Origin of the sequence: Pseudonocardia spirodelae, from assembly GCF_037727765.1 — a bacterium.
GTDB lineage: Bacteria > Actinomycetota > Actinomycetes > Mycobacteriales > Pseudonocardiaceae > Pseudonocardia > Pseudonocardia spirodelae.
This window is the reverse complement of record NZ_JBBJUP010000007.1, coordinates 84,428-101,871: the sequence shown is the minus strand read 5'-3', so window position 1 is coordinate 101,871 and position 17,444 is coordinate 84,428. Positions and strand designations below refer to the sequence as shown.

General features: G+C 75.9%; 20 protein-coding genes and 1 tRNA gene. 8 read left to right on the top strand and 13 right to left on the bottom strand.

Annotated elements, in window-relative coordinates:
• Window positions 1-38 precede the first annotated feature (38 nt).
• Window positions 39-1,508: an aldehyde dehydrogenase family protein gene (locus WJX68_RS10620; protein WP_340288896.1), complete on the bottom strand. Its 1,470-nt coding sequence runs from the start codon at window positions 1,506-1,508 to the stop codon at window positions 39-41.
• A gap of 126 nt (window positions 1,509-1,634) precedes the next feature.
• Between WJX68_RS10620 and WJX68_RS10615 the strand changes: the two genes are divergently transcribed.
• Window positions 1,635-2,396, top strand: a complete 762-nt coding sequence (locus WJX68_RS10615) for an IclR family transcriptional regulator (RefSeq protein ID WP_340288893.1) — start codon at window positions 1,635-1,637, stop codon at window positions 2,394-2,396.
• Window positions 2,397-2,420: 24 nt separating this feature from the next.
• On the opposite strand, the gene WJX68_RS10610 is transcribed toward WJX68_RS10615, so the two are convergent.
• On the bottom strand, window positions 2,421-2,888 hold the full coding sequence (locus WJX68_RS10610; RefSeq protein WP_340288890.1) for an SRPBCC family protein: 468 nt from the start codon (window positions 2,886-2,888) through the stop codon (window positions 2,421-2,423).
• Window positions 2,889-3,089: 201 nt separating this feature from the next.
• Here WJX68_RS10610 and WJX68_RS10605 point away from each other — a divergent pair, with 201 nt between their 5' ends.
• The 3 genes from WJX68_RS10605 to WJX68_RS10595 all read left to right on the top strand — a co-directional run bounded on the left by WJX68_RS10605 (window position 3,090) and on the right by WJX68_RS10595 (window position 5,823).
• Window positions 3,090-3,413 carry a hypothetical protein gene (locus WJX68_RS10605; RefSeq protein ID WP_340288887.1) on the top strand — a complete coding sequence of 108 codons (324 nt, stop codon included), beginning with the start codon at window positions 3,090-3,092 and terminating at the stop codon, window positions 3,411-3,413.
• The gene (locus WJX68_RS10600; protein ID WP_340288884.1) at window positions 3,410-5,017 is read left to right on the top strand and encodes an alpha/beta hydrolase; all 1,608 of its coding nucleotides are present in this window, start codon (window positions 3,410-3,412) and stop codon (window positions 5,015-5,017) included. Before WJX68_RS10605 ends, WJX68_RS10600 begins: the two co-directional genes overlap by 4 nt.
• A gap of 161 nt (window positions 5,018-5,178) precedes the next feature.
• Window positions 5,179-5,823, top strand: coding sequence for a TetR/AcrR family transcriptional regulator (locus WJX68_RS10595; RefSeq protein ID WP_340288881.1), 645 nt, complete (start codon window positions 5,179-5,181; stop codon window positions 5,821-5,823).
• A gap of 67 nt (window positions 5,824-5,890) precedes the next feature.
• Here WJX68_RS10595 and WJX68_RS10590 read toward each other — a convergent pair whose 3' ends face one another.
• From WJX68_RS10590 to WJX68_RS10575, 4 genes are all read right to left on the bottom strand, one after another.
• Window positions 5,891-6,094 (bottom strand): cold-shock protein, encoded by a 204-nt coding sequence (locus WJX68_RS10590; protein WP_340288879.1) that lies wholly within the window; start codon window positions 6,092-6,094, stop codon window positions 5,891-5,893.
• Between the two features lie 134 nt (window positions 6,095-6,228).
• A complete protein-coding gene (locus WJX68_RS10585; RefSeq protein WP_340288876.1) occupies window positions 6,229-6,600 on the bottom strand; it encodes a hypothetical protein in 372 nt (123 codons plus the stop codon).
• Between the two features lie 29 nt (window positions 6,601-6,629).
• Complete coding sequence (locus WJX68_RS10580) at window positions 6,630-7,892, bottom strand: alpha-hydroxy-acid oxidizing protein (RefSeq protein ID WP_340288873.1); 1,263 nt, start codon at window positions 7,890-7,892, stop codon at window positions 6,630-6,632.
• A gap of 101 nt (window positions 7,893-7,993) precedes the next feature.
• Window positions 7,994-9,205, bottom strand: coding sequence for a cytochrome P450 family protein (locus WJX68_RS10575; protein WP_340289293.1), 1,212 nt, complete (start codon window positions 9,203-9,205; stop codon window positions 7,994-7,996).
• A gap of 62 nt (window positions 9,206-9,267) precedes the next feature.
• Between WJX68_RS10575 and WJX68_RS10570 the strand changes: the two genes are divergently transcribed.
• Window positions 9,268-9,891, top strand: coding sequence for a TetR/AcrR family transcriptional regulator (locus WJX68_RS10570; RefSeq protein WP_340288870.1), 624 nt, complete (start codon window positions 9,268-9,270; stop codon window positions 9,889-9,891).
• Between the two features lie 269 nt (window positions 9,892-10,160).
• On the opposite strand, the gene WJX68_RS10565 is transcribed toward WJX68_RS10570, so the two are convergent.
• Window positions 10,161-10,232: transfer RNA gene (locus WJX68_RS10565), tRNA-Asn, on the bottom strand.
• 174 nt (window positions 10,233-10,406) lie between these two features.
• Here WJX68_RS10565 and WJX68_RS10560 point away from each other — a divergent pair.
• Window positions 10,407-10,604, top strand: coding sequence for a hypothetical protein (locus WJX68_RS10560; RefSeq protein ID WP_340288867.1), 198 nt, complete (start codon window positions 10,407-10,409; stop codon window positions 10,602-10,604).
• A gap of 49 nt (window positions 10,605-10,653) precedes the next feature.
• Here WJX68_RS10560 and WJX68_RS10555 read toward each other — a convergent pair whose 3' ends face one another.
• From WJX68_RS10555 to WJX68_RS10535, 5 genes are read right to left on the bottom strand one after another with little or no spacing between them, the layout of a single operon-like run.
• Window positions 10,654-11,421 carry a trans-aconitate 2-methyltransferase gene (locus tag WJX68_RS10555; protein WP_340288864.1) on the bottom strand — a complete coding sequence of 256 codons (768 nt, stop codon included), beginning with the start codon at window positions 11,419-11,421 and terminating at the stop codon, window positions 10,654-10,656.
• Window positions 11,418-11,930: a hypothetical protein gene (locus WJX68_RS10550; RefSeq protein WP_340288861.1), complete on the bottom strand. Its 513-nt coding sequence runs from the start codon at window positions 11,928-11,930 to the stop codon at window positions 11,418-11,420. Before WJX68_RS10550 ends, WJX68_RS10555 begins: the two co-directional genes overlap by 4 nt.
• Window positions 11,927-13,792: a DNA primase gene (gene dnaG / locus WJX68_RS10545; protein ID WP_340288858.1), complete on the bottom strand. Its 1,866-nt coding sequence runs from the start codon at window positions 13,790-13,792 to the stop codon at window positions 11,927-11,929. Before dnaG ends, WJX68_RS10550 begins: the two co-directional genes overlap by 4 nt.
• 9 nt (window positions 13,793-13,801) lie before the next feature.
• On the bottom strand, window positions 13,802-14,785 hold the full coding sequence (locus tag WJX68_RS10540; protein WP_340288855.1) for a DMT family transporter: 984 nt from the start codon (window positions 14,783-14,785) through the stop codon (window positions 13,802-13,804).
• Window positions 14,786-14,805: 20 nt separating this feature from the next.
• The gene (locus WJX68_RS10535) at window positions 14,806-14,997 is read right to left on the bottom strand and encodes a hypothetical protein (RefSeq protein WP_340288852.1); all 192 of its coding nucleotides are present in this window, start codon (window positions 14,995-14,997) and stop codon (window positions 14,806-14,808) included.
• Between the two features lie 126 nt (window positions 14,998-15,123).
• On the opposite strand from WJX68_RS10535, the gene WJX68_RS10530 reads away from it, so the two are divergent.
• Window positions 15,124-15,930, top strand: a complete 807-nt coding sequence (locus WJX68_RS10530; protein WP_340288849.1) for an HNH endonuclease family protein — start codon at window positions 15,124-15,126, stop codon at window positions 15,928-15,930.
• An 18-nt stretch (window positions 15,931-15,948) separates the two neighbouring features.
• A complete protein-coding gene (gene sigJ / locus WJX68_RS10525; protein ID WP_340288846.1) occupies window positions 15,949-16,803 on the top strand; it encodes an RNA polymerase sigma factor SigJ in 855 nt (284 codons plus the stop codon).
• Here sigJ and WJX68_RS10520 read toward each other — a convergent pair.
• Window positions 16,767-17,354 (bottom strand): carboxymuconolactone decarboxylase family protein, encoded by a 588-nt coding sequence (locus tag WJX68_RS10520; RefSeq protein WP_340288843.1) that lies wholly within the window; start codon window positions 17,352-17,354, stop codon window positions 16,767-16,769. The two genes, sigJ and WJX68_RS10520, sit on opposite strands and share 37 nt — an antisense overlap.
• Window positions 17,355-17,444 lie beyond the last annotated feature (90 nt).

Here is a 17,444-nt window from a genome sequence, read left to right as displayed (position 1 = left end):
GTGGGCGGGGACGCGTTCGTCGCGCAATGATGGACGCGTCAGCCACCCGCGAACCACCGCTGGGGCGCCGGCTCGGTGTTGGTCCAGACGTGCTTGATCTCCTGGTACTCCGCCAGGCCGGTGGGACCGAGCTCGCGGCCGTTGCCGGAGCGGCCCATGCCGCCCCACTCCGCGCCCGGGAAGTACGGGTGGAAGTCGTTGATCCAGACGGTGCCGTGGCGCAGCGCGTTCGCGACCCGGTTCGCACGGCCCATGTCGGCGGTGAACACCGCGCCGGCCAGGCCGTACTCGGTGTCGTTGCCGAGCCGGACCGCCTCCTCCTCGGTGCTGAACCGCTCGACGGTCAGCAGCGGGCCGAAGGTCTCCTCGCGGATCAGCCGCGAGCCCGGCTCGAGGTCGGTGATGACCGTCGGCAGGTAGAAGTAGCCCTTCGCCAGCTCCGGGTCGTCCGGGCGCGCGCCGCCGCAGCGGATCGTCGCGCCCTCGGCGCGGGCGGCGGCGACGAAGTCCTCGATCTTGGCGCGGTGCGCCTCGGACACCAGCGGCCCGACCTCGACGCCGTCGGTGAGCCCGTTGCCGAGGCGGATCAGCTGCGCGCGGCGCACGACCTCGTCGACGACGGCGTCGGCGATCGGCTCCTCGATGATGAGCCGGGCGCCGGCCGAGCACACCTGCCCGGAGTGCAGGAACACCGCGAGCATCACGTAGTCCACGGCGAGCTCGAGGTCGGTGTCGGCGAAGACGATGTTCGGGTTCTTCCCGCCGAGCTCGACGGCGGTGCGCTTCACCGTCTCCGCCGAGGCCCGGATGATCGTCTGGCCGGTCGAGAGGCCGCCGGTGAAGCTGACCATGTCGACGTCGGCGTGCTCGGTCAGCGGGGCGCCGACCGACGGGCCGTCGCCGAGCACGATGTTGACCACCCCGGCGGGGACGCCGACCTCCTCGCACAGCTCCACGAGCACGACCGACGTCAGCGGGGTGACCTCGCTGGGCTTGATCACCATGGTGTTGCCCGCGGCGATGGCCGGGGCCACCTTCCAGGACAGCTGCAGCAGCGGGTAGTTCCACGGCGTGATCAGGGCGCACACCCCGACCGGCTCGTGCACGATCCGCGAGACGACGGCCGGGTTGCCGGTGTCCACGACCCGCCCGGCGTCCTTGTCGGCCAGGCCGGCGTAGTAGCGGAAGACGGCGGTGACGTCGTCGACGTCCTGGCGGCCCTCGGCGATCGTCTTGCCGGTGTCGAGGGTCTCCAGCCGCGCGATCTTCTCCCGGTCCCGGACGAGCAGGTCGGCGATGCGCCCGAGCAGCGCCCCGCGCTCGCCGGCCGACGTCGCGCGCCACGGCCCGGAGTCGAAGGCCCGGCGGGCGGCGGCGACGGCGCGGTCGACGTCGTCGGGGCCCGCCTGGTCGACCTCGGCCACGGTCGAGGCGTCGAAGGGGTTGATCACCGGCGCGGTTCCGGCGGACCCGGTGGTCCACCGTCCGTCGATGTAGAGACTCGGCACGGCGGGCAGCATCGCGCCCGGGATGGGACGGCGCAATCCCGGGCACACGCGGGCCGGTCGCGGTGGGGGTGACGCATTCCGGCCCGCCGCGTGGCGTGCCGGGAACCCCGCCGATAGGGTTGCGCCATGGGCAACACGGTGCGCGGACGGGAGACCGGGGTGCAGTCGGTCGACCGGGCGATCATGCTCCTGGAGCTGATGGCCGACCGGGGCGAGGCGGGGGTCAGCGAGCTCGCCGCCGCGCTCGACGTGCACAAGTCGACGGCCTTCCGGCTGCTCGGGGCCCTGGAGGAGCGCGGGCTGGTCGAGCAGGTCGGCGAGCGCGGGAAGTACCGCCTGGGGTTCGGGCTGATCCCGCTGGCCGGCCGCGTCGCCGAGCGGCTGGAGGTCACCACCCAGGGCCACCCGGTGTGCGAGGACCTCGCCGGGCAGCTCGGCGAGACGGTCAACATCGCCATCCCCGACCGCGGCTGGGCCGTCAACGTCGACCAGGCGCGTGGCCCGTCGATGGTCACCACGTTCAACTGGCTCGGCCGGATCACCCCGATGCACAACACCTCCAGCGGCAAGGTGCTGCTCGCCGCCCTGGTCGGCGACGACGGCGGGGAGCTGCCCGACACGGTCCCGGCGCGCGGGCGGCGGGCCCTGCTCGACGAGCTGGACCGGGTCCGCGAGAGCGGCTACGCGTGGTCGCTGGAGGAGCTCGAGACCGGGCTGAACGCCGTCGCCGCGCCGGTGCTGGACCACGGCGGCGCGGTCGTCGCGGCGCTGTCGGTGTCGGGGCCGGCCTACCGGCTGCCCGCCGAGCGGATCGAGCGGATCACCCCCGAGGTCGTCGCCGCGGGCGAGGAGATCAGCCGCCGGATGGGGTTCTGGCGCTCCGGCTGAGCCGGCGCGGCACCCGCGGGCGGCTCAGGTCAGCGGCGGGGCCGGGGCCGGGCCCTGCAGGCGTTCCAGCACCGGGGGCAGCGTGCGCTCCAGCTCGTCGCCGTGGCGCTCGAACTCGCGGCGCAGGAACGGGGCGGCGAGCTTCAGCAGCCCCTTGAGCCGCACCTCGGCGTGGAAGCTGACCGTGCAGCCCCCGTCGTCGGCGGGCTCGACGACGATCTCCTCGGTCGCGGTGACGGTCGGGTTCTCCGCCACGAACAGCACCCGGCGGTCGTCGAGCTCGCGCAGCGTGTGGTCGAGCTCGCTCTCCCGCCCGCTCCACACCGACACGGTGTGCCAGGCGGCGCCGACCGCGACCGGGCCGCCCCCGTCGGACCGGACGCAGGAACGCACGGTGGGGTCCCAGATCTCGCTGTGCCCGTGGTCGGCCAGGTAGCCGAGCACGGTCGCGGCAGGCGTGGACACCGCCATCACCCGCTGGACGCCGACCACGACGCTCCTCCCCCGACCGGGACACACCGCGTGTCCCGGCGCGTTGCTCCCGCCGGGCGAGGATGGTCTCACGAGCGCGGCTCATGATCGAGAGCGACCGCGGCGGGTTCTGCGGATCGCCCGTGCCGCGGCGTGCGACCCCGCACACTCGGCGGCGCGGGCGGGCCGGCCGGGCCCGCCCCCGACGACGGAGGTGCCGCGGTGCACGACGCAGGACGACCGCTCCCGCCGCCCGGACCGGGGACGGCGCGCACCGACCCGGACGCGCTCGACGGCGCGGCGGCCGCCCTCGACCGGGTCGCCGACGCGCTGCTCGCCGACGCGGCCGGGGGGGGGGCGTGGCCGGCCGCGCCGGGCTTCGCCACCGGCGCCGCCGCCGTCGCCTGGGAGGACGCGGCCGTGCGCGCGACCCGCGGGCACGCCGCGCACGCCGACGGCGCCGCCGGGGCGCTGCGCGCGAGCGCCGCCGCCTGGCGCGCGGCCGACGACGCCGCGGCCGCGGCCCTCGCGGGACGTCCCGCGTGAGCACCGGTCCCGGGCTCGCCGAGCTCGTGGCCGCCGACCCGGGGGCCTGGCTGCGCCGGGCGGGCGCCTGGGACGGGCTGTCGCGCGCGCTCGACGACCGGGCCGCCGAGCTGGAACGCACCGCCCCCGCGGGCTGGACCGGCGCCGACGCCGACTCGGCGGCCCGCGACCGCGCCGAGCTGGTGCGACGGCTGCGCACCGAGGCCGGTGCCGCCACCCGCGCGGCGCAGGCGCTGGGACGCCACGCCGGCGAGGTGCTCGACGCCCAGCGCCGGCTGGTGGTCGCCGCGCTCGGGGTGCACCCGGAGTTCGTCGTGGACCTGGAGCGCGGCACGGTCGCCCCGGTCGCCGGACGCCCGCTCGCGCTGCTGCGGGGGGCGGCGTCGCTCGCCCGGCTCGCGCCGGACCTGGTGCGCCTCGCCGACGCCGTGGACGACGCCGTCGCCGACGCCGCCCGGTCCGACCGCGAGGCCGCCGCCGCGCTCGGCGCGCTGCACCCCGTCGCGGGGCGGGGGTCGCTGTCCGTCGTGCCCGCGGCGGCGCCGACGACCGGGGCCGCCGACGTGGCGGCCTGGTGGGCGGCGCTGCCCGCCGACGCCCGGGAGGCGCTGCTGCGGACCCGCCCGGAGCTGGTCGGGGGCACCGACGGCGTGCCCGTCGCCGAGCGGGACCGCGCCAACCGCGTCCTGCTCGACGCCGAGCTGGCCCGGCTGCGCGCCTGGTCCGGGACCCTGGCCGCGTCCGGGGCCGGGGCCGCCGCCCGGCGCGCCGCGGACACGGTCGCCGGGCTGGAGGCGGTCCGGCGCCGCCTCGACGCCGGCGGGGCGCTGCTGCTGGGCCTGCAGCGCGGCGGCACCGGCGGGCGGGTGGTGCTCGCGGTCGGGGACCCGACGCGCGCCGCGCACGTCGTCACGCACGTGCCGGGGACCGGGGCGGGCTGGGCCGGCGTCGCCACCGACCTGGCCCGGGTCGAGGCGACCCGCGACGCCGCCCGGTCCGCGGCGCCGGGCAGCTCGGTCGCGGCCGTGCTGTGGACCGGCTACGACGCACCGCCCGACCTGGCCGCCGCCGCGGAGGTCGGGCCCGCCCGGCGGGCGGCCGGGGACCTGCGCGCCTTCCAGGCCGGGCTGCGGGCCGGGCACGACGGCCCGGTGCACCTGACCGTCGTCGGGCACTCCTACGGCTCCACCGTGGCCGGCCACGCCGCCGCGGAGCCGGGTCTCGCCGCGGACGACCTGGTGTTCGTGGGCAGCCCCGGGACCGGCGCCCGGCACGCCTCGGAGCTGGGCGTGCCGCCCGGTCACGTGTGGGCCACCACCGCCGGCAACGACCCGATCTCCCGTGTCCCGGGTGCCGACCTGTTCGCCACGTCGCGGGCGCTCGCGCCGCCGGCGCTCGCGCACGGCGCGGACCCGTCCGTGCCGTCGTTCGGGGCGCGGGTGTTCGCCTCGGCGCCGGGCCCGCTGCTGCCCGGCCCCGACGACCCGGCGACCGCGGTCGACGAGTCCGAGCCCGCCGCGGCGCACGGGGCGTACTGGGATCGCGGGACCCCGAGCCTGGCCGCGCTCGGCCGGATCGTCGCCGCGGCGCCGGGAGCGTGGTGACGCTGCGTCATCGCCGGGGTGCTTTGCGAGACCGGGGCACGGCCGTCCGGCCGAATGAGCGACCGCTCAACGAACCATCAATGGCGCTGGTCACACGTAGTCGTCAGATCGTGCGCAACTACCCTGTCGCCAGGAGGACCACGAGCAGTAGCATGCGGGTCGTGACCGAGACCGAGAGCAGACCGGCACGGCGCACCGGGCGCCCGCCGCTCACCGACCGGGCGACCTTGCTCGCCGCCGCGCGCGAACTCGGGTTCTCGGACCTGACGGTCGGTGCGGTGACCGCCCGGGTCGGCGTCAAGTACTCCACCTTCTACCGGCACTTCCCCAGCCTGGAGGCGCTCGTCGCCGCCCTGGTGGACGACGTCGTGACCGAGGACGTGTTCCCCGCGACCGAGGGCCGCTGGCAGGAGCAGCTGCTGGCGTTCGCCGCCGCGACGTTCGACGTCATGGCGGCGCACCCCGGGCTGGCCCCGGCGCTGGTCCGGCTGCCCGACGCACCGGCGGCGATGCTGGGCGCGTTCCGGCGGCTGACCGACATCCTGCTGGAGGCCGGCTTCACCGCCGAGGACGCGGTCATCGGCGCCTCCACCGTGATGCACATGGGCATGCAGCCGTGGCTCACCGCGAACGCGCGGGGCACCGGCGACGCCCGTCGCCGCGACCAGGTCCTCGCCTCGACCGAGCCGTTCGACGCCGGGGTCCGTGCGGTGTTCCGCGACCGGCTCGACGACCCGCCGCGCAGCTGGACGCTCAGCCGCGTCGAGATCGTCATCGCCGGCCTGGAGACGCGCCTGCCGTCCTGACCCCTCCCGACACGACGACGCCCGGGGTGCTGGTGAGCACCCCGGGCGTCGTCGTCGAATCAGGAGGTCAGGAGGGGACGACCTGGTCCGCCTGCGGGCCCTTCTGGCCCTGGGTGACCTCGAAGGTCACGGCCTGCCCCTCGTCGAGGCTGCGGTATCCGGAGGTCTGGATCGCGCTGAAGTGGACGAACAGGTCCTGCCCGCCTCCGTCCGGCGTGATGAACCCGTACCCCTTCTCCGCGTTGAACCACTTGACGGTTCCCTGTGGCATCCGGATGTCTCCTCGCGTATTGCCGGTTCCTACGAGGTGGACATTAGCCGTACCGGACCCCGCGGGCTACAGCCGCCGTGCGATCGGGTACCGGCGCGTCGCCCGCCCGTGCCGTTTCGTCCGGATCGGACCGGTCAGGCGAGCACCGCGACGAGCACCAGCCCCCCGCTGGTGGCGACGAACGACAGCCCGCTCACGACCTGGAACACCCGGTGGCGCACCACCTGCGGGCCCCACGCCATGGGCAGGAACAGCGCCGGGTTGACCCAGGTGCCGAACACGAGCACGGCGACCAGCCATCCGGGCAGCCCGGGTGCGGCGAGCCCGACGGCGACCAGGATCAGACCCATCAGGACGAAGTCCAGGTGGGCCTGCAGCAGCCGGCGCGGCTCGACGATGCCGATCCGGGCCCACGCCTGCGGCCGGGTCACCGAGACCACCACGGCCCAGCCCAGCACAGCCCCCACCGCCAGCTCGACCAGCCCGATCCGCACCATCGCGTCCATGCGGTGATCATCGCCGACGCCCGGCGGGCTCAGCGCACGGGCCGGTCCCGCAGCTCGATGCCGGCCGGGGTGGTGGCCCCGGCCAGGCCGCAGACCAGGTCGAGCTCGGCGACGACGTTCTGCACGACCCGCGCGACGCCGCGGGCGCCGTCGAGGGCCAGCCCGTGCACGAAGGGGCGGCCGAGCAGCACCGCGCGGGCGCCGAGCCGGACCGCGGTCGCGACGTCGGCGCCGGTGCGCACCCCGGAGTCGAGCAGCACCGGCAGGGCGTCGCCGACGGCGTCGAGCACACCGGGCAGGGCGTCGAGCGAGGCGACGGAGTGGTCGACCTGGCGCCCGCCGTGGTTGGACACGACGATCCCGTCGACCCCGGCGTCGGCGGCGCGGCGGGCGTCGTCGGGGTGCAGGACACCCTTGAGCACGATCGGGAGCCGGGTGCGTGAGCGCAGGGTCGCCAGGTCCTCCCAGGACAGCCGGGGCCGGGAGTAGACGCGCAGGAACGTCTCGACGGCGGCCCGCGGCACCGGCGAGCGCAGGTTCTCCCAGAACCCGCCGGGCGCGTTGCGGGTGATCTCCAGCAGGGTCCGGACGGCCTGCGGGGTGACCCTCGGCGGGGCCCCGGCCGACGGCGCGGCGAGGGTCTCCCGCACGAGGCGGCCGAACACCGGGTCGGAGGTGTACTGGGCGATCCCGATGCCGCGCGCGAACGGCAGGTGCCCGAGGTCGAGGTCGCGCGGACGCCAGCCGAGCATCGTGGTGTCCAGCGTGACGACGACGGCGTCGCACCCGGCCGCCTCGGCCCGCCCCAGGAAGCTGTCGACGAGCTCGTCGGAGGTCGACCAGTACAGCTGGAACCAGGTCGGCCCGGCGACGGCGGCGACGTCCTCCATCGGCGCCCCGGCCTGGTTCGAGATCACCATCGGGACCCCGGCGGCCGCGGCCCCGCGGGCGACGGCGAGGTCCGCGCCGCGGCGCACCAGGTCGAGCGCGCCGATCGGGGCGAGCAGCAGCGGCGCGGGCAGGGTGCGGCCGAACAGCTCCACGGACAGGTCGCGCTCGCCGACGTCGCGCAGCACGCGGGGCACGATCTCGCGGCGGGCGAAGGCGTCGCGGTTGGCGCGCACCGTCGTCTCCGCGCCGGCACCGCCGGTGACGTAGGCGTCGGCGCGGCGGCTCATCGCGCGCCGGGCGCGGCGTTCGAGCTCGTCGGGCCCGGTCGGCACGCGGGGGCGGGCGCCGGACACGCCCTCGCGGTAGATCCGTTCCTGCCTGGCCCGGCCCGGTGCCGTCATGGCGCCCTCCCCCGTCGTCCGACGATCACCCTACGTGCGGCCACCGGTCCCCACGGCGCCGCCGCGGGTGACCGGCGGCCGCTGTCCGGGCCGGACGGGGATCAGCCGGTCAGGCGGACCGGCAGCGCGGTCAGGCCGTGGATCAGGGTGCTCTCCCGGTGCCGCCCGGGCTCGCCCGCGAGTGCCATGTCGGGGAACCGCCCGAGCAGCGTGCGGAACGCGACGTCGGCCTCCAGCCGGGCCAGCGGCGCCCCGAGGCAGTGGTGGATGCCGTAGCCGAAGGCGACGTGCCCGGAGGTGTCGCGGGCGGTGTCGAGCCGGGTCGGCTCGGGGTAGCGGTCGGGGTCGCGGTTCGCGCCGATCAGCGAGACGAGCACGATCTCGCCGGCCGGGACGGTCACGCCGGAGATCTCCACGGGCTCGTCGGTGAACCGGATGGTCGCCAGGTTGACCGGCCCGTCGTAGCGCAGGAACTCCTCGACGGCCTGCGGGACGCGCTCCGGATCGGCCTGCAGCAGGGCACGCTGCCCGGGGTCGCGCAGCAGGGCGAGCATGCCGTTGCCGATGAGGTTGACCGTCGTCTCGTGGCCCGCGACGAGCAGCAGGAACGCCATCGCGGTGACCTCGGCGGGGCTGAGCGAGTCGCCGTCCTCCGAGGCGCGGACGATCTCGGAGAGCATGTCGTCGCCGGGGTGGGCGGCCTTGTCGGCGACCAGGCCGGTGAGGAACTGGGCCATCGCCCCGGCCGCGGCGCCGCGCACGTCGTCGGGGCTGTTGGTCAGCAGCGTGTTGGACCACTCGCGGAACTCGTCGCGGCGGTCGTCGGGGACACCGAGGATCTCGGAGATCACGGTCATCGGCAGCGGGAAGGCGAACGCGTCGAGCAGGTCGACGTCGGGGCCCGCCTGCTCGGCGGCGTCGGCGAGGGAGGTGGCGATCTCCTCGATCCGCGGGCGCAGCCGGGCGATCGCGCGGACGGTGAACGCCCGCCCGACGAGCTTGCGCAGCCGGGTGTGGTCCGGCGGGTCGGCGTTGAGCATGTGGCCGACCAGCGAGTCGGCGAACTGCCGGATCGAGGTCGCGCCGTGACGCTGGAGCAGCTCCGGCAGCCGCCGCGAGTCCTTCTGCAGGCGCGGGTCGTTCAGCGCGGCCCGCGCGTCGGCGTAGCGGGTGACCATCCAGAAGGTCAGCCCGTTCGGCCCGGTGGCCCGGGTGACCGGGCGGCTGTCGCGCAGCTCGCGGTAGAGCGCGTCGGGGTCGTCGAAGAAGTCCTGGTCCAGCCGTACGGGCCGGGTGTCGTGCTCGACGGTCATCGTCCGCTCCTCGTCCTCGGTACTCGCCACGATTGCACTTCGCGTGCAAAAATGCACGCGTGATGAAAAGGACGGAGCGGCCCTCGGCCCGCGAGCGCAACCGGCGCTCGATCCTCGACGCCGCCCAGGCCGTCCTGCGCGAGGACCCCGAGGCGTCGCTGGACGACGTCGCGGCCCGCGCCGGCGTCGTGCGCCGCACCGTCTACGGCCACTTCACCAGCCGCGCCGACCTGGTCGTCGCCCTGGTGCGCGCCGCCGCGGCCGACTTCATCGCGCAGGTCGGCGACGTCGACCCGGACAGCGGCGACCCCGCCGCGGAGTTCGCCGCGACGATCCTGCGCACCTGGAGCACGTCGCGGCGCTACGGCCCGGTCATCCTGCTCGCCCGCCGCACCGTCGACGACGAGGTGCGCGCCGCCATGGCGCCGTTCGCCACGATCATGGTCCGGCTGCTGGAGAACGGACAGCGCGCCGGGGTGTTCGCCCGGCACGTCGCGGCGCCGGTGCTCGCCGAGGTACTGCAGGCCGGGTCGGCGACCTACCTGCGGGCCGCCCAGGCCGGCCGGTGGGACGGCGGGGAGGCCGACGTGGCGCTCGGGCACCTGCTGACGCTGGGCGTGCCGCTCGACGACGCGCGCGCCGCCGTCGCGCGGGCGGGCGCCGCCCGACCCGACGTCTTGACCTGAAGCCGGGTCGAGCTCCTGGCGTCGGGCGCAGGTTCACCGACGCACGAGGCGGGGTTGCGGGCGCGGGACGCGGGGTGAGCCGCCGCGCCCAGCGCGGCACCTACCGGTCGCGGCGCCTCGCGGACGGCGCCCGGTGCTGCACGGGGCCGGCGCCGTGCCGGTGACTCGCGGACCGGCAGGCATGACGACGGGGAGCCGCAGTCGGCCGGACACACGTCGACCCCCGGAACCCGCTGACGGGTCTCTCGGGGGCCGAACCGGGGACAGTGCTCCTCCGATTGGACTCGAACCAATAACCGCCCGATTAACAGTCGGGTGCTCTGCCATTGAGCTACGGAGGACCGTTCTCGCCGTCCGGGCCGTTACTCCCGGCGACGAGAAGGACTCTACAACACCGTTCACAGGGCTCTCGCAACCCCCCGTTCGGCCGCTGTTCCCGCAGGTCGCAGGCATGTCCGGGTGGCGGTGGGGCACCCACGGCGCGCCGGGTACGGTCGCGGTCGGAGGTGAGGGGAATGGTCAGGTTCCTCGTGGGGGTCGCCGTCGGATACGTCCTCGGCACCAGGGCCGGGCACGAGCGCTACGAGCAGCTCGTGCGTGCCTACCACCGCGCGGCGGATCATCCCGCGGTGCAGGGCGCGGCGGGTGTCGCGCGCGCGGGCGTGGAGGGCGCGATCGACAAGGTGCGCGGCGGGCCGAACGCCGGGCAGTGAGGCCGCACCGCACCCCGTGGCCCGCGCCGTGGCCGGGTCGCGGGGCGGGTCAGCGCGTGCGCGCGACCGCGAAGACGCGGCGGAACGGGAACCAGGTGCCGCCGTCGGCGCTGGGCGGGTAGGCCGCACGCAGGCGGGGCGCCAGCTCGGCGACGAACTCGGCGTAGGCGTCGTCGTCGAGGGCGTCGCGGACCGGGCGCAGCGCCGTCCCGGAGACCCAGCGCAGGACCGGGTCGTCGCCGTCGAGGCGCTGCAGGTAGGTGGTCTCCCAGGCGTCGACGTCGGCGCCGGCCGTGGCGAGCAGGTCGGCGTAGCCGAGCGGGTCGAGGACGGTCTCGGTGCCGCGCAGCAGGATCCGCTCGCGCCAGCGGGGCTGGGCGGCGACCTCGCGGGTCAGGACGTGCGAGGGCGCGTCGAAGTTGCCGGGCACCTGCACGGCGAGCCACGCCCCGGGCGCCAGCGAGGCGGTCCAGCGGCGCAGCACCTCGGGGTGCTCGGGGACCCACTGCAGCACGGCGTTGGTCACCACGACGCCGGTGTCGCGCGGCGGCGTCCAGTCCCGGACGTCGACCTGCGCGGCGTCGACGCCGGCGGCGCGCGCGGCGGCGACCATGTCCGGTGAGGAGTCGAACGCCTCGACGGTCGCCGCCGGCCAGCGCCGCGCCAGCAGCCCGGTGAGGTGCCCCGGTCCGCAGCCGGCGTCGACCACCCGCGACAGTCCCGGGCCGGGCTCCCCGATCCGCGCGACGAGGTCGAGGAACGGGCGGGAGCGGTGGTCGTCGAAGGCCCGGTAGAGCTCCGGGTCCCAGCTGGTCACGGCTCCTCCGGCAGCCGGGCCGCGATGCCCTCGGCGAGGCGGCGGGCGGCGACCGGGTCGGTGCCCGGGTCGGGGCGGACCTGCAGGACCAGGCCGTCGCGGCCGGGGACGCGCCGCTGCAGCACCCACGCCCCTCCCCCGGGCAGCTCGCGCCGGTTGCGGGTGCGGACGGACTGGGTGACGCGCTCCTGGACGGCCTGCGGCACCCGGCCGGGCTCGGCGAGCCGGAACCGCAGCGGACGGCCGTCGGTCAGCAGCTCGGTGCCCGGCGCGATCTGCTCGGCGGTCGTCGGGGTGACGACGAGCGAGACCTTGTCCCAGGTCGCCTTGGCGATCGTGTGCCAGCCGATGCGCTCCCCGCCGGGCGGCCAGATGCCCCACGAGGTCACGACGAGCGCCCCGCCGGGTGCCTGCGCGGTGGCGACGACCGCCTCCGACGGGTCCAGGGCGTCGGCGACGGCGTCGGGCACCGGGTCGCGCCCGAACAGCCGCGCCCAGAGCCCGGTCACGAGGCGACCCCGGACGCCTGCTCGCGCAGCTGGATCTTGTACTGCTCCAGCGGCACGAGGACGCCGAACAGGTCCATGTACTCGTCGTGGTCGGTCTCGGCGTTGGTGCGCTGCAGCTGGGACTTCAGGTCGGCGATCTCGCGCTCGACCAGACCCAGCCGCACCCCGGCGAGGACGCCGTTGACGTAGCGGACCTCGTCGGTGTTGCGCTTGGGCAGCTCCAGGTCCTCCACGGCCAGCTCGCTGACCAGCCGCTTCACGTCCTCGCCCGCCCCCTGCGCGACGACGGCGTCGAGCCAGTCCGAGCCGTCCAGCCCGGCGCACACCCCGCCCGCGGCCATGATCGCCCGGTGCACCGCGGCGAACTGCGGGTGGGTGAACCCGGCCTCGGGCAGCTCGTCGAACCCGGGCCCGACGACGCCGGGGATCTGCAGCGCCGCCTTGAGCGCCTCGCGCTGCAGGTGCAGCTGGGCGTCGCCGCGCTTCGGGGCGGGCAGCGCCTCGCGGCGGCGCCCGCGGCCCTCGGTGGGCGCCCCCGCGGTCTCGCGCACCCGGCGCACGACGACGGCGATGTCGTCCCAGCCGACCCAGCCGGCGAGGCGGCGGGCGTACTCGTCGCGCAGGTCCTCCCGCTTGATCTTGGCGACGATCGGGACGGTCTGCTGCAGCGCGGCGACGCGGCCCTCGGCGGACTCGAGGCGGTGGTTGGCCAGCTCGGTGCGGATGGCGAACTCGAACAGCGGCTCGCGCCGGGCGACGAGATCGCGCACCGCGGTGTCACCGTGCCCCAGGCGCAGGTCACAGGGGTCCTGGCCGTCGGCGGCGATCGCGACGTAGGTCTGGGTGGCGAAGTTCTGGTCGCCCTCGAACGCCTTCTGCGCGGCCTTCTGGCCCGCCTCGTCGCCGTCGAAGGTGAAGATGACCTCGCCGCGGTCGAAGGAGTCGTCGCCGATCAGCCGGCGGATCACCGAGACGTGCTCGGTGCCGAACGCCGTCCCGCAGGACGCGACGGCGGTGGTGACCCCGGCCAGGTGCATGGCCATGACGTCGGTGTAGCCCTCGACCACGACGACCTGGCGGGTCTTCGCGATCTCGCGCTTGGCCTGGTCCAGGCCGAACAGCACATGGGTCTTGCGGTAGACGGGCGTCTCGGAGGTGTTGAGGTACTTGGCCTCGATGCCGTCGTCGTCGAACAGGCGCCGCGCGCCGAAGCCGACGACGTCGCCGCCCAGGTCGCGGATCGGCCAGAGCAGACGCCGGTGGAACCGGTCGATCGCGCCGCGCCGGCCCTCCTTCGAGATCCCGGCCTTGATCAGCTCGTCGAGCTGGAAGCCCTGGGCCAGCAGGTGCTTGGTGACGGTGTCCCAGCCCGCCGGGGCGTAGCCGCAGCCGAACCTCTCGGCGGCCGCGTCGTCGAACCCGCGGTCGGCGAGGAACTGCACCCCCGCGCGGCCGGCCGGGGTGCGCAGCTGCTCGGCGTAGAACGCCTGGGCCTTCTTGTTGATCTCCAGCAGACGGCTGCGGGTGCCGCGGTCGCGCTGCACCGACGACCCGCCGCCCTCGTAGGTCAGCCGGACCCCGCACCGCTCGGCGAGCCGCTCGACGGCCTCGGGGAAGCCGATGACCTCCATCTTCATGACGAAGTCGATGACGCTGCCGTGCTCACCGCAGCCGAAGCAGTGGAACGTGCCGTGCGAGGGGCGGACGGTGAACGACGGGGTCTTCTCGTCGTGGAAGGGGCACAGGCCCTTGAGCGAGCCCGCCCCGGCGCGGCGGAGGGCGACGTACTCCTCGACGATCTCCTCGACCCGCGTGCGGTTGCGGACCTCGGTGATGTCGGCGTCCCGGATCCGTCCTGCCACGCGGCCAGTCTAGGCGTCGCGGTCGGCGACGCCCGGCGCTGCCCGCTCCCGGCGCGCGGCGGGTGCGGGGCCGGCGGCGCCGTCACCGAGGTCGGCGGCGTCGACGACCACCCCGCGGCGGCGCAGCCCGGGCACCCGGCCGAGGCCGACGAACATCCCGACCAGCGCGATCCCGAGCCCCAGCACCGCCTGCGCGGTCAGCGGCTCGCCGAGCACCGGGACCGCGCCCAGCGCCGTCGTCGCCGGGACGAGGTTGAGCAGCGAGGAGACGAAGACCGTCGACCGCAGGCGCAGCAGCAGGAACATCAGCACGAACGCGCCCGCGGAGTTGAAGATCCCCAGCCAGCCGACGGCGAGCCAGCCGCCGGCCGCGCGGGGCAGCCAGTCCGCGCCGAGCAGCGGCCAGGCCGCCAGCGTCGCGACCAGCGACGTCGCCATCTGGACGACCACGCTGGTGACGACGGGCGTGTCGTCGTTGAAGCGCTTCTGGTAGAGCGTGCCGGCCGCCAGCGACACCATGCCGAGCACCGGGAACGCGACGGTGCCGCCGAGCCCGCCGCCCAGATCGTCGGCGAGCACGACGTAGACGCCGGCGGCGCCGATCAGCAGGCCCAGCACCGGCCCGGCGCCGAGCCGGGTGGACAGCAGCAGCGGGGTCAGCAGTCCGACCAGCAGCGGCGCCATCCCGAGGATCAGGCTCGACAGCCCGGCGGGCACGCCCGAGGCCAGCCCGCTGTAGACGAAGGTGAACTGCCCGACCTGCAGCAGCAGCGCGGTGACGGCCAGGTGGGCCCAGGCCCGCCCGCGCGGGAGCCCGGGGCGCAGCACCGCGGCCGCCACGAGCATCACGACCAGCGCGATCACGAACCGCCACAGCAGCACCGCGGGCACGTCCATGTAACCGGTCGCGATCTTGCCCGCGATGAAGCCCGAGGCCCAGAGCGGGACGAACAGCAGGGCCAGCACGGGGACGAGCCGACGCGAGGAGGTCACGCACCCACTTCAACGCAGTGCTAACGACCCCGGCAAGCGGGGGTGGCGGGAGCCTCACCCCGCGACGGCGCGGCGTGGGCGGGGCGGGGCAGGCCGTCCTGGGCGTGCCGCGCCAGCCACGGGGCGGCCGCGACCAGGACGAGCACCAGCAACCCCAGGGTGACGCCGGCTGCCCCGGCCGTGGCGGACGCGACGTGGGTGAGCGTGACCATGAGCCCACCGTGCGCCCCGACCCTGTGAACGGGCTGGGAGCCCGCTGGCAAGACCCTTCACCCTGAGTGACGAACACGCGGCGTGTCCGCCACGGATCCGACGTTCGCATTCGCGAACATCAGGGGGTGCGTGTTCGAGGTGTGCGGGTCGCCGGGCTGATGGCGGCCGTTCTGGTGCTGGCGGGGTGCGGAACCCCCGGATCGTTCGTGGACGTGCTGGACGCGGCCCTCGACAGCGGCGTCGTCGACGTCGGTGCGGTGGCGGCGGGCTCGCCCGGTGAGGTCGGCGGGCCCGTCGCGCCCGGGGCGGAGGCGGCGGCCACGGGCAGCGCGGCGACGACGCTGCGGACGCTGCCGGTCAAGGGCCGCGCCCCGAAGACCGGCTACGCCCGCGACCAGTTCGGCCGCACCTGGGCCGACATCGACCGCGACGGCTGCGACCAGCGCAACCAGGTCCTCGCCCGGGACATGGACCGCGAGACGTTCAAGGCGGGCACCCGCAACTGCGTCGTGCTGACGGGATCGCTGCGCGACACCTACACCGGGACGACGATCGCGTTCACCCGCGGGCAGGGCACCAGCGAGAAGGTGCAGATCGACCACGTCGTCGCCCTGTCGGACGCCTGGCAGAAGGGCGCCCAGCAGCTCGACGCGGCCACCCGCGAGCGGATCGGGAACGACCCGCTGAACCTCATCGCCGTCGACGGGCCGACCAACGGCCGCAAGAGCGACGGCGACGCCGCGACCTGGCTGCCGCCCGACAGCCGCTACCGCTGCGCCTACGTCGCGCGGCAGGTGGCGGTGAAGAAGAAGTACAGGCTGTGGGTCACCGCCGCCGAGCGCGACGCGATCGACCGGGTGCTCGGGAGCTGCCCGGGCCGCGCGGTCACCACCGACGCCGACGCCGCGAAGCCCGCGATCACCCTGCGCTGACCCCGCTAGGGTGCCCCGGTGCCCGATCCCGCCGAGCCCTTCGAGCGCCATCGCGCGCACCTGGTCGGGGTCGGGTACCGGATCACCGGCAGCCTCGCCGACGCCGAGGACGCCGTGCAGGAGGCCTGGCTGCGCCTGGCGCGCAGCGACGCCGGCGAGGTCCGCGACCTGCGCGCCTGGCTGACGACGACGGTCGCGCGGCTCTGCCTGGACCGGCTGCGGTCCGCCGCGGCACGCCGCGAGCGCCACGTCGGTCCGTGGCTGCCCGACCCGGTCGTCGCCGGGGCCGACCCCGCGCTGGACGCGGTGCTGCGGGCCGACGACGTGCGGACCGCGGCCCTGCTGGTGCTCGAGCGGCTCACCCCGGCGCGGCGGGTGGCGTTCGTGCTGCACGAGGCGCTGGACCTGCCCTTCGCCGAGATCGCCGCCGTGCTGGGCTGCAGCGAGGCGGCGGCGCGCCAGCACGCGTCGCGGGCACGGCGCGAGATCGACCGCGCACCGGCGCCCCCGCCGGTGCCCCCGGCCGAGGCGGCCGCGGCCCTCGAGCGGTTCGCCGCGGCGCTGGCCACCGGCGACCCGGTCGCCGTCGCCGCCACCCTCGGCCCCGACGTCGAGTTCCTCTCCGACGGCGGCGGCGTCGTCCGGGCGGCGCGACGCCCGGTCCGCGGCGCGGAGAAGGTCACCCGGCTGCTGCTGGGGCTCCTGCGCGAGGGCGACCTGCTCGCCGGCTCCCCCGTCGCGGTCAACGGGGCGCCGGGGTGGGTCGTGCCCGGGCCCGGCGCCCGCCCCGCGTCGGCCACCGCTCTCACCGTGCGGGACGGGGTCGTCGTCGGGATCTACGCGATGCTCGACCCGTCGCGGCTGGGCCGCTGACCCACCGCGCAGGCCGCGGCGAAGCCCTGGTCGGTGACGCCGAGGGCGTGGTTGGAGCGGGCCCGCATGTTCTCCACGGCGATCATCCGGGTCAGCTCGACCAGGCCCGCGTCGCCGAACTCGGCCCGCAGTGCCGCGACCTGCTCGTCGGTCACGGTCATCGGCTGCGCGGTCACGGCGTCGGCGTAGGCCAGCGCCAGCCGCTCGGGCGCGGAGAACGACGGGCTGCTCGCGTACTCGTCGATCCGGGTCAGCCGCTCGACGTCGAGCCCGGACAGCCGCTGCAGCATCGCGCCGAAGTCGACGCACCAGGAGCAGCCGACGACGGTCGCGGTCCGGTACACGGCGAGCTCGCGCACGGAGGCGGGCAGCCGGGTCGCGGCGCGCTCCCAGGCGATCTCGGCGACCAGCGACGCCCAGAACAGGCCGCGGTGGTGGCGCTCGACGGCGAACGGCTCGGGGACCGCCCCGAACCGGCGGCGCAGGACGCGGTAGGCGAGGCGGCCCGCCCGGCCGGCGCGGGCGGGTGGGACGGCGGGGATGCGGGGCACGGTGACCTCCGGTGTCTCGACGACGTGGTCACCGGGTGGACGGGGCGGCGGCCTCCGACGTGACAGCCACGGGGAGTGACGGCCGTCACG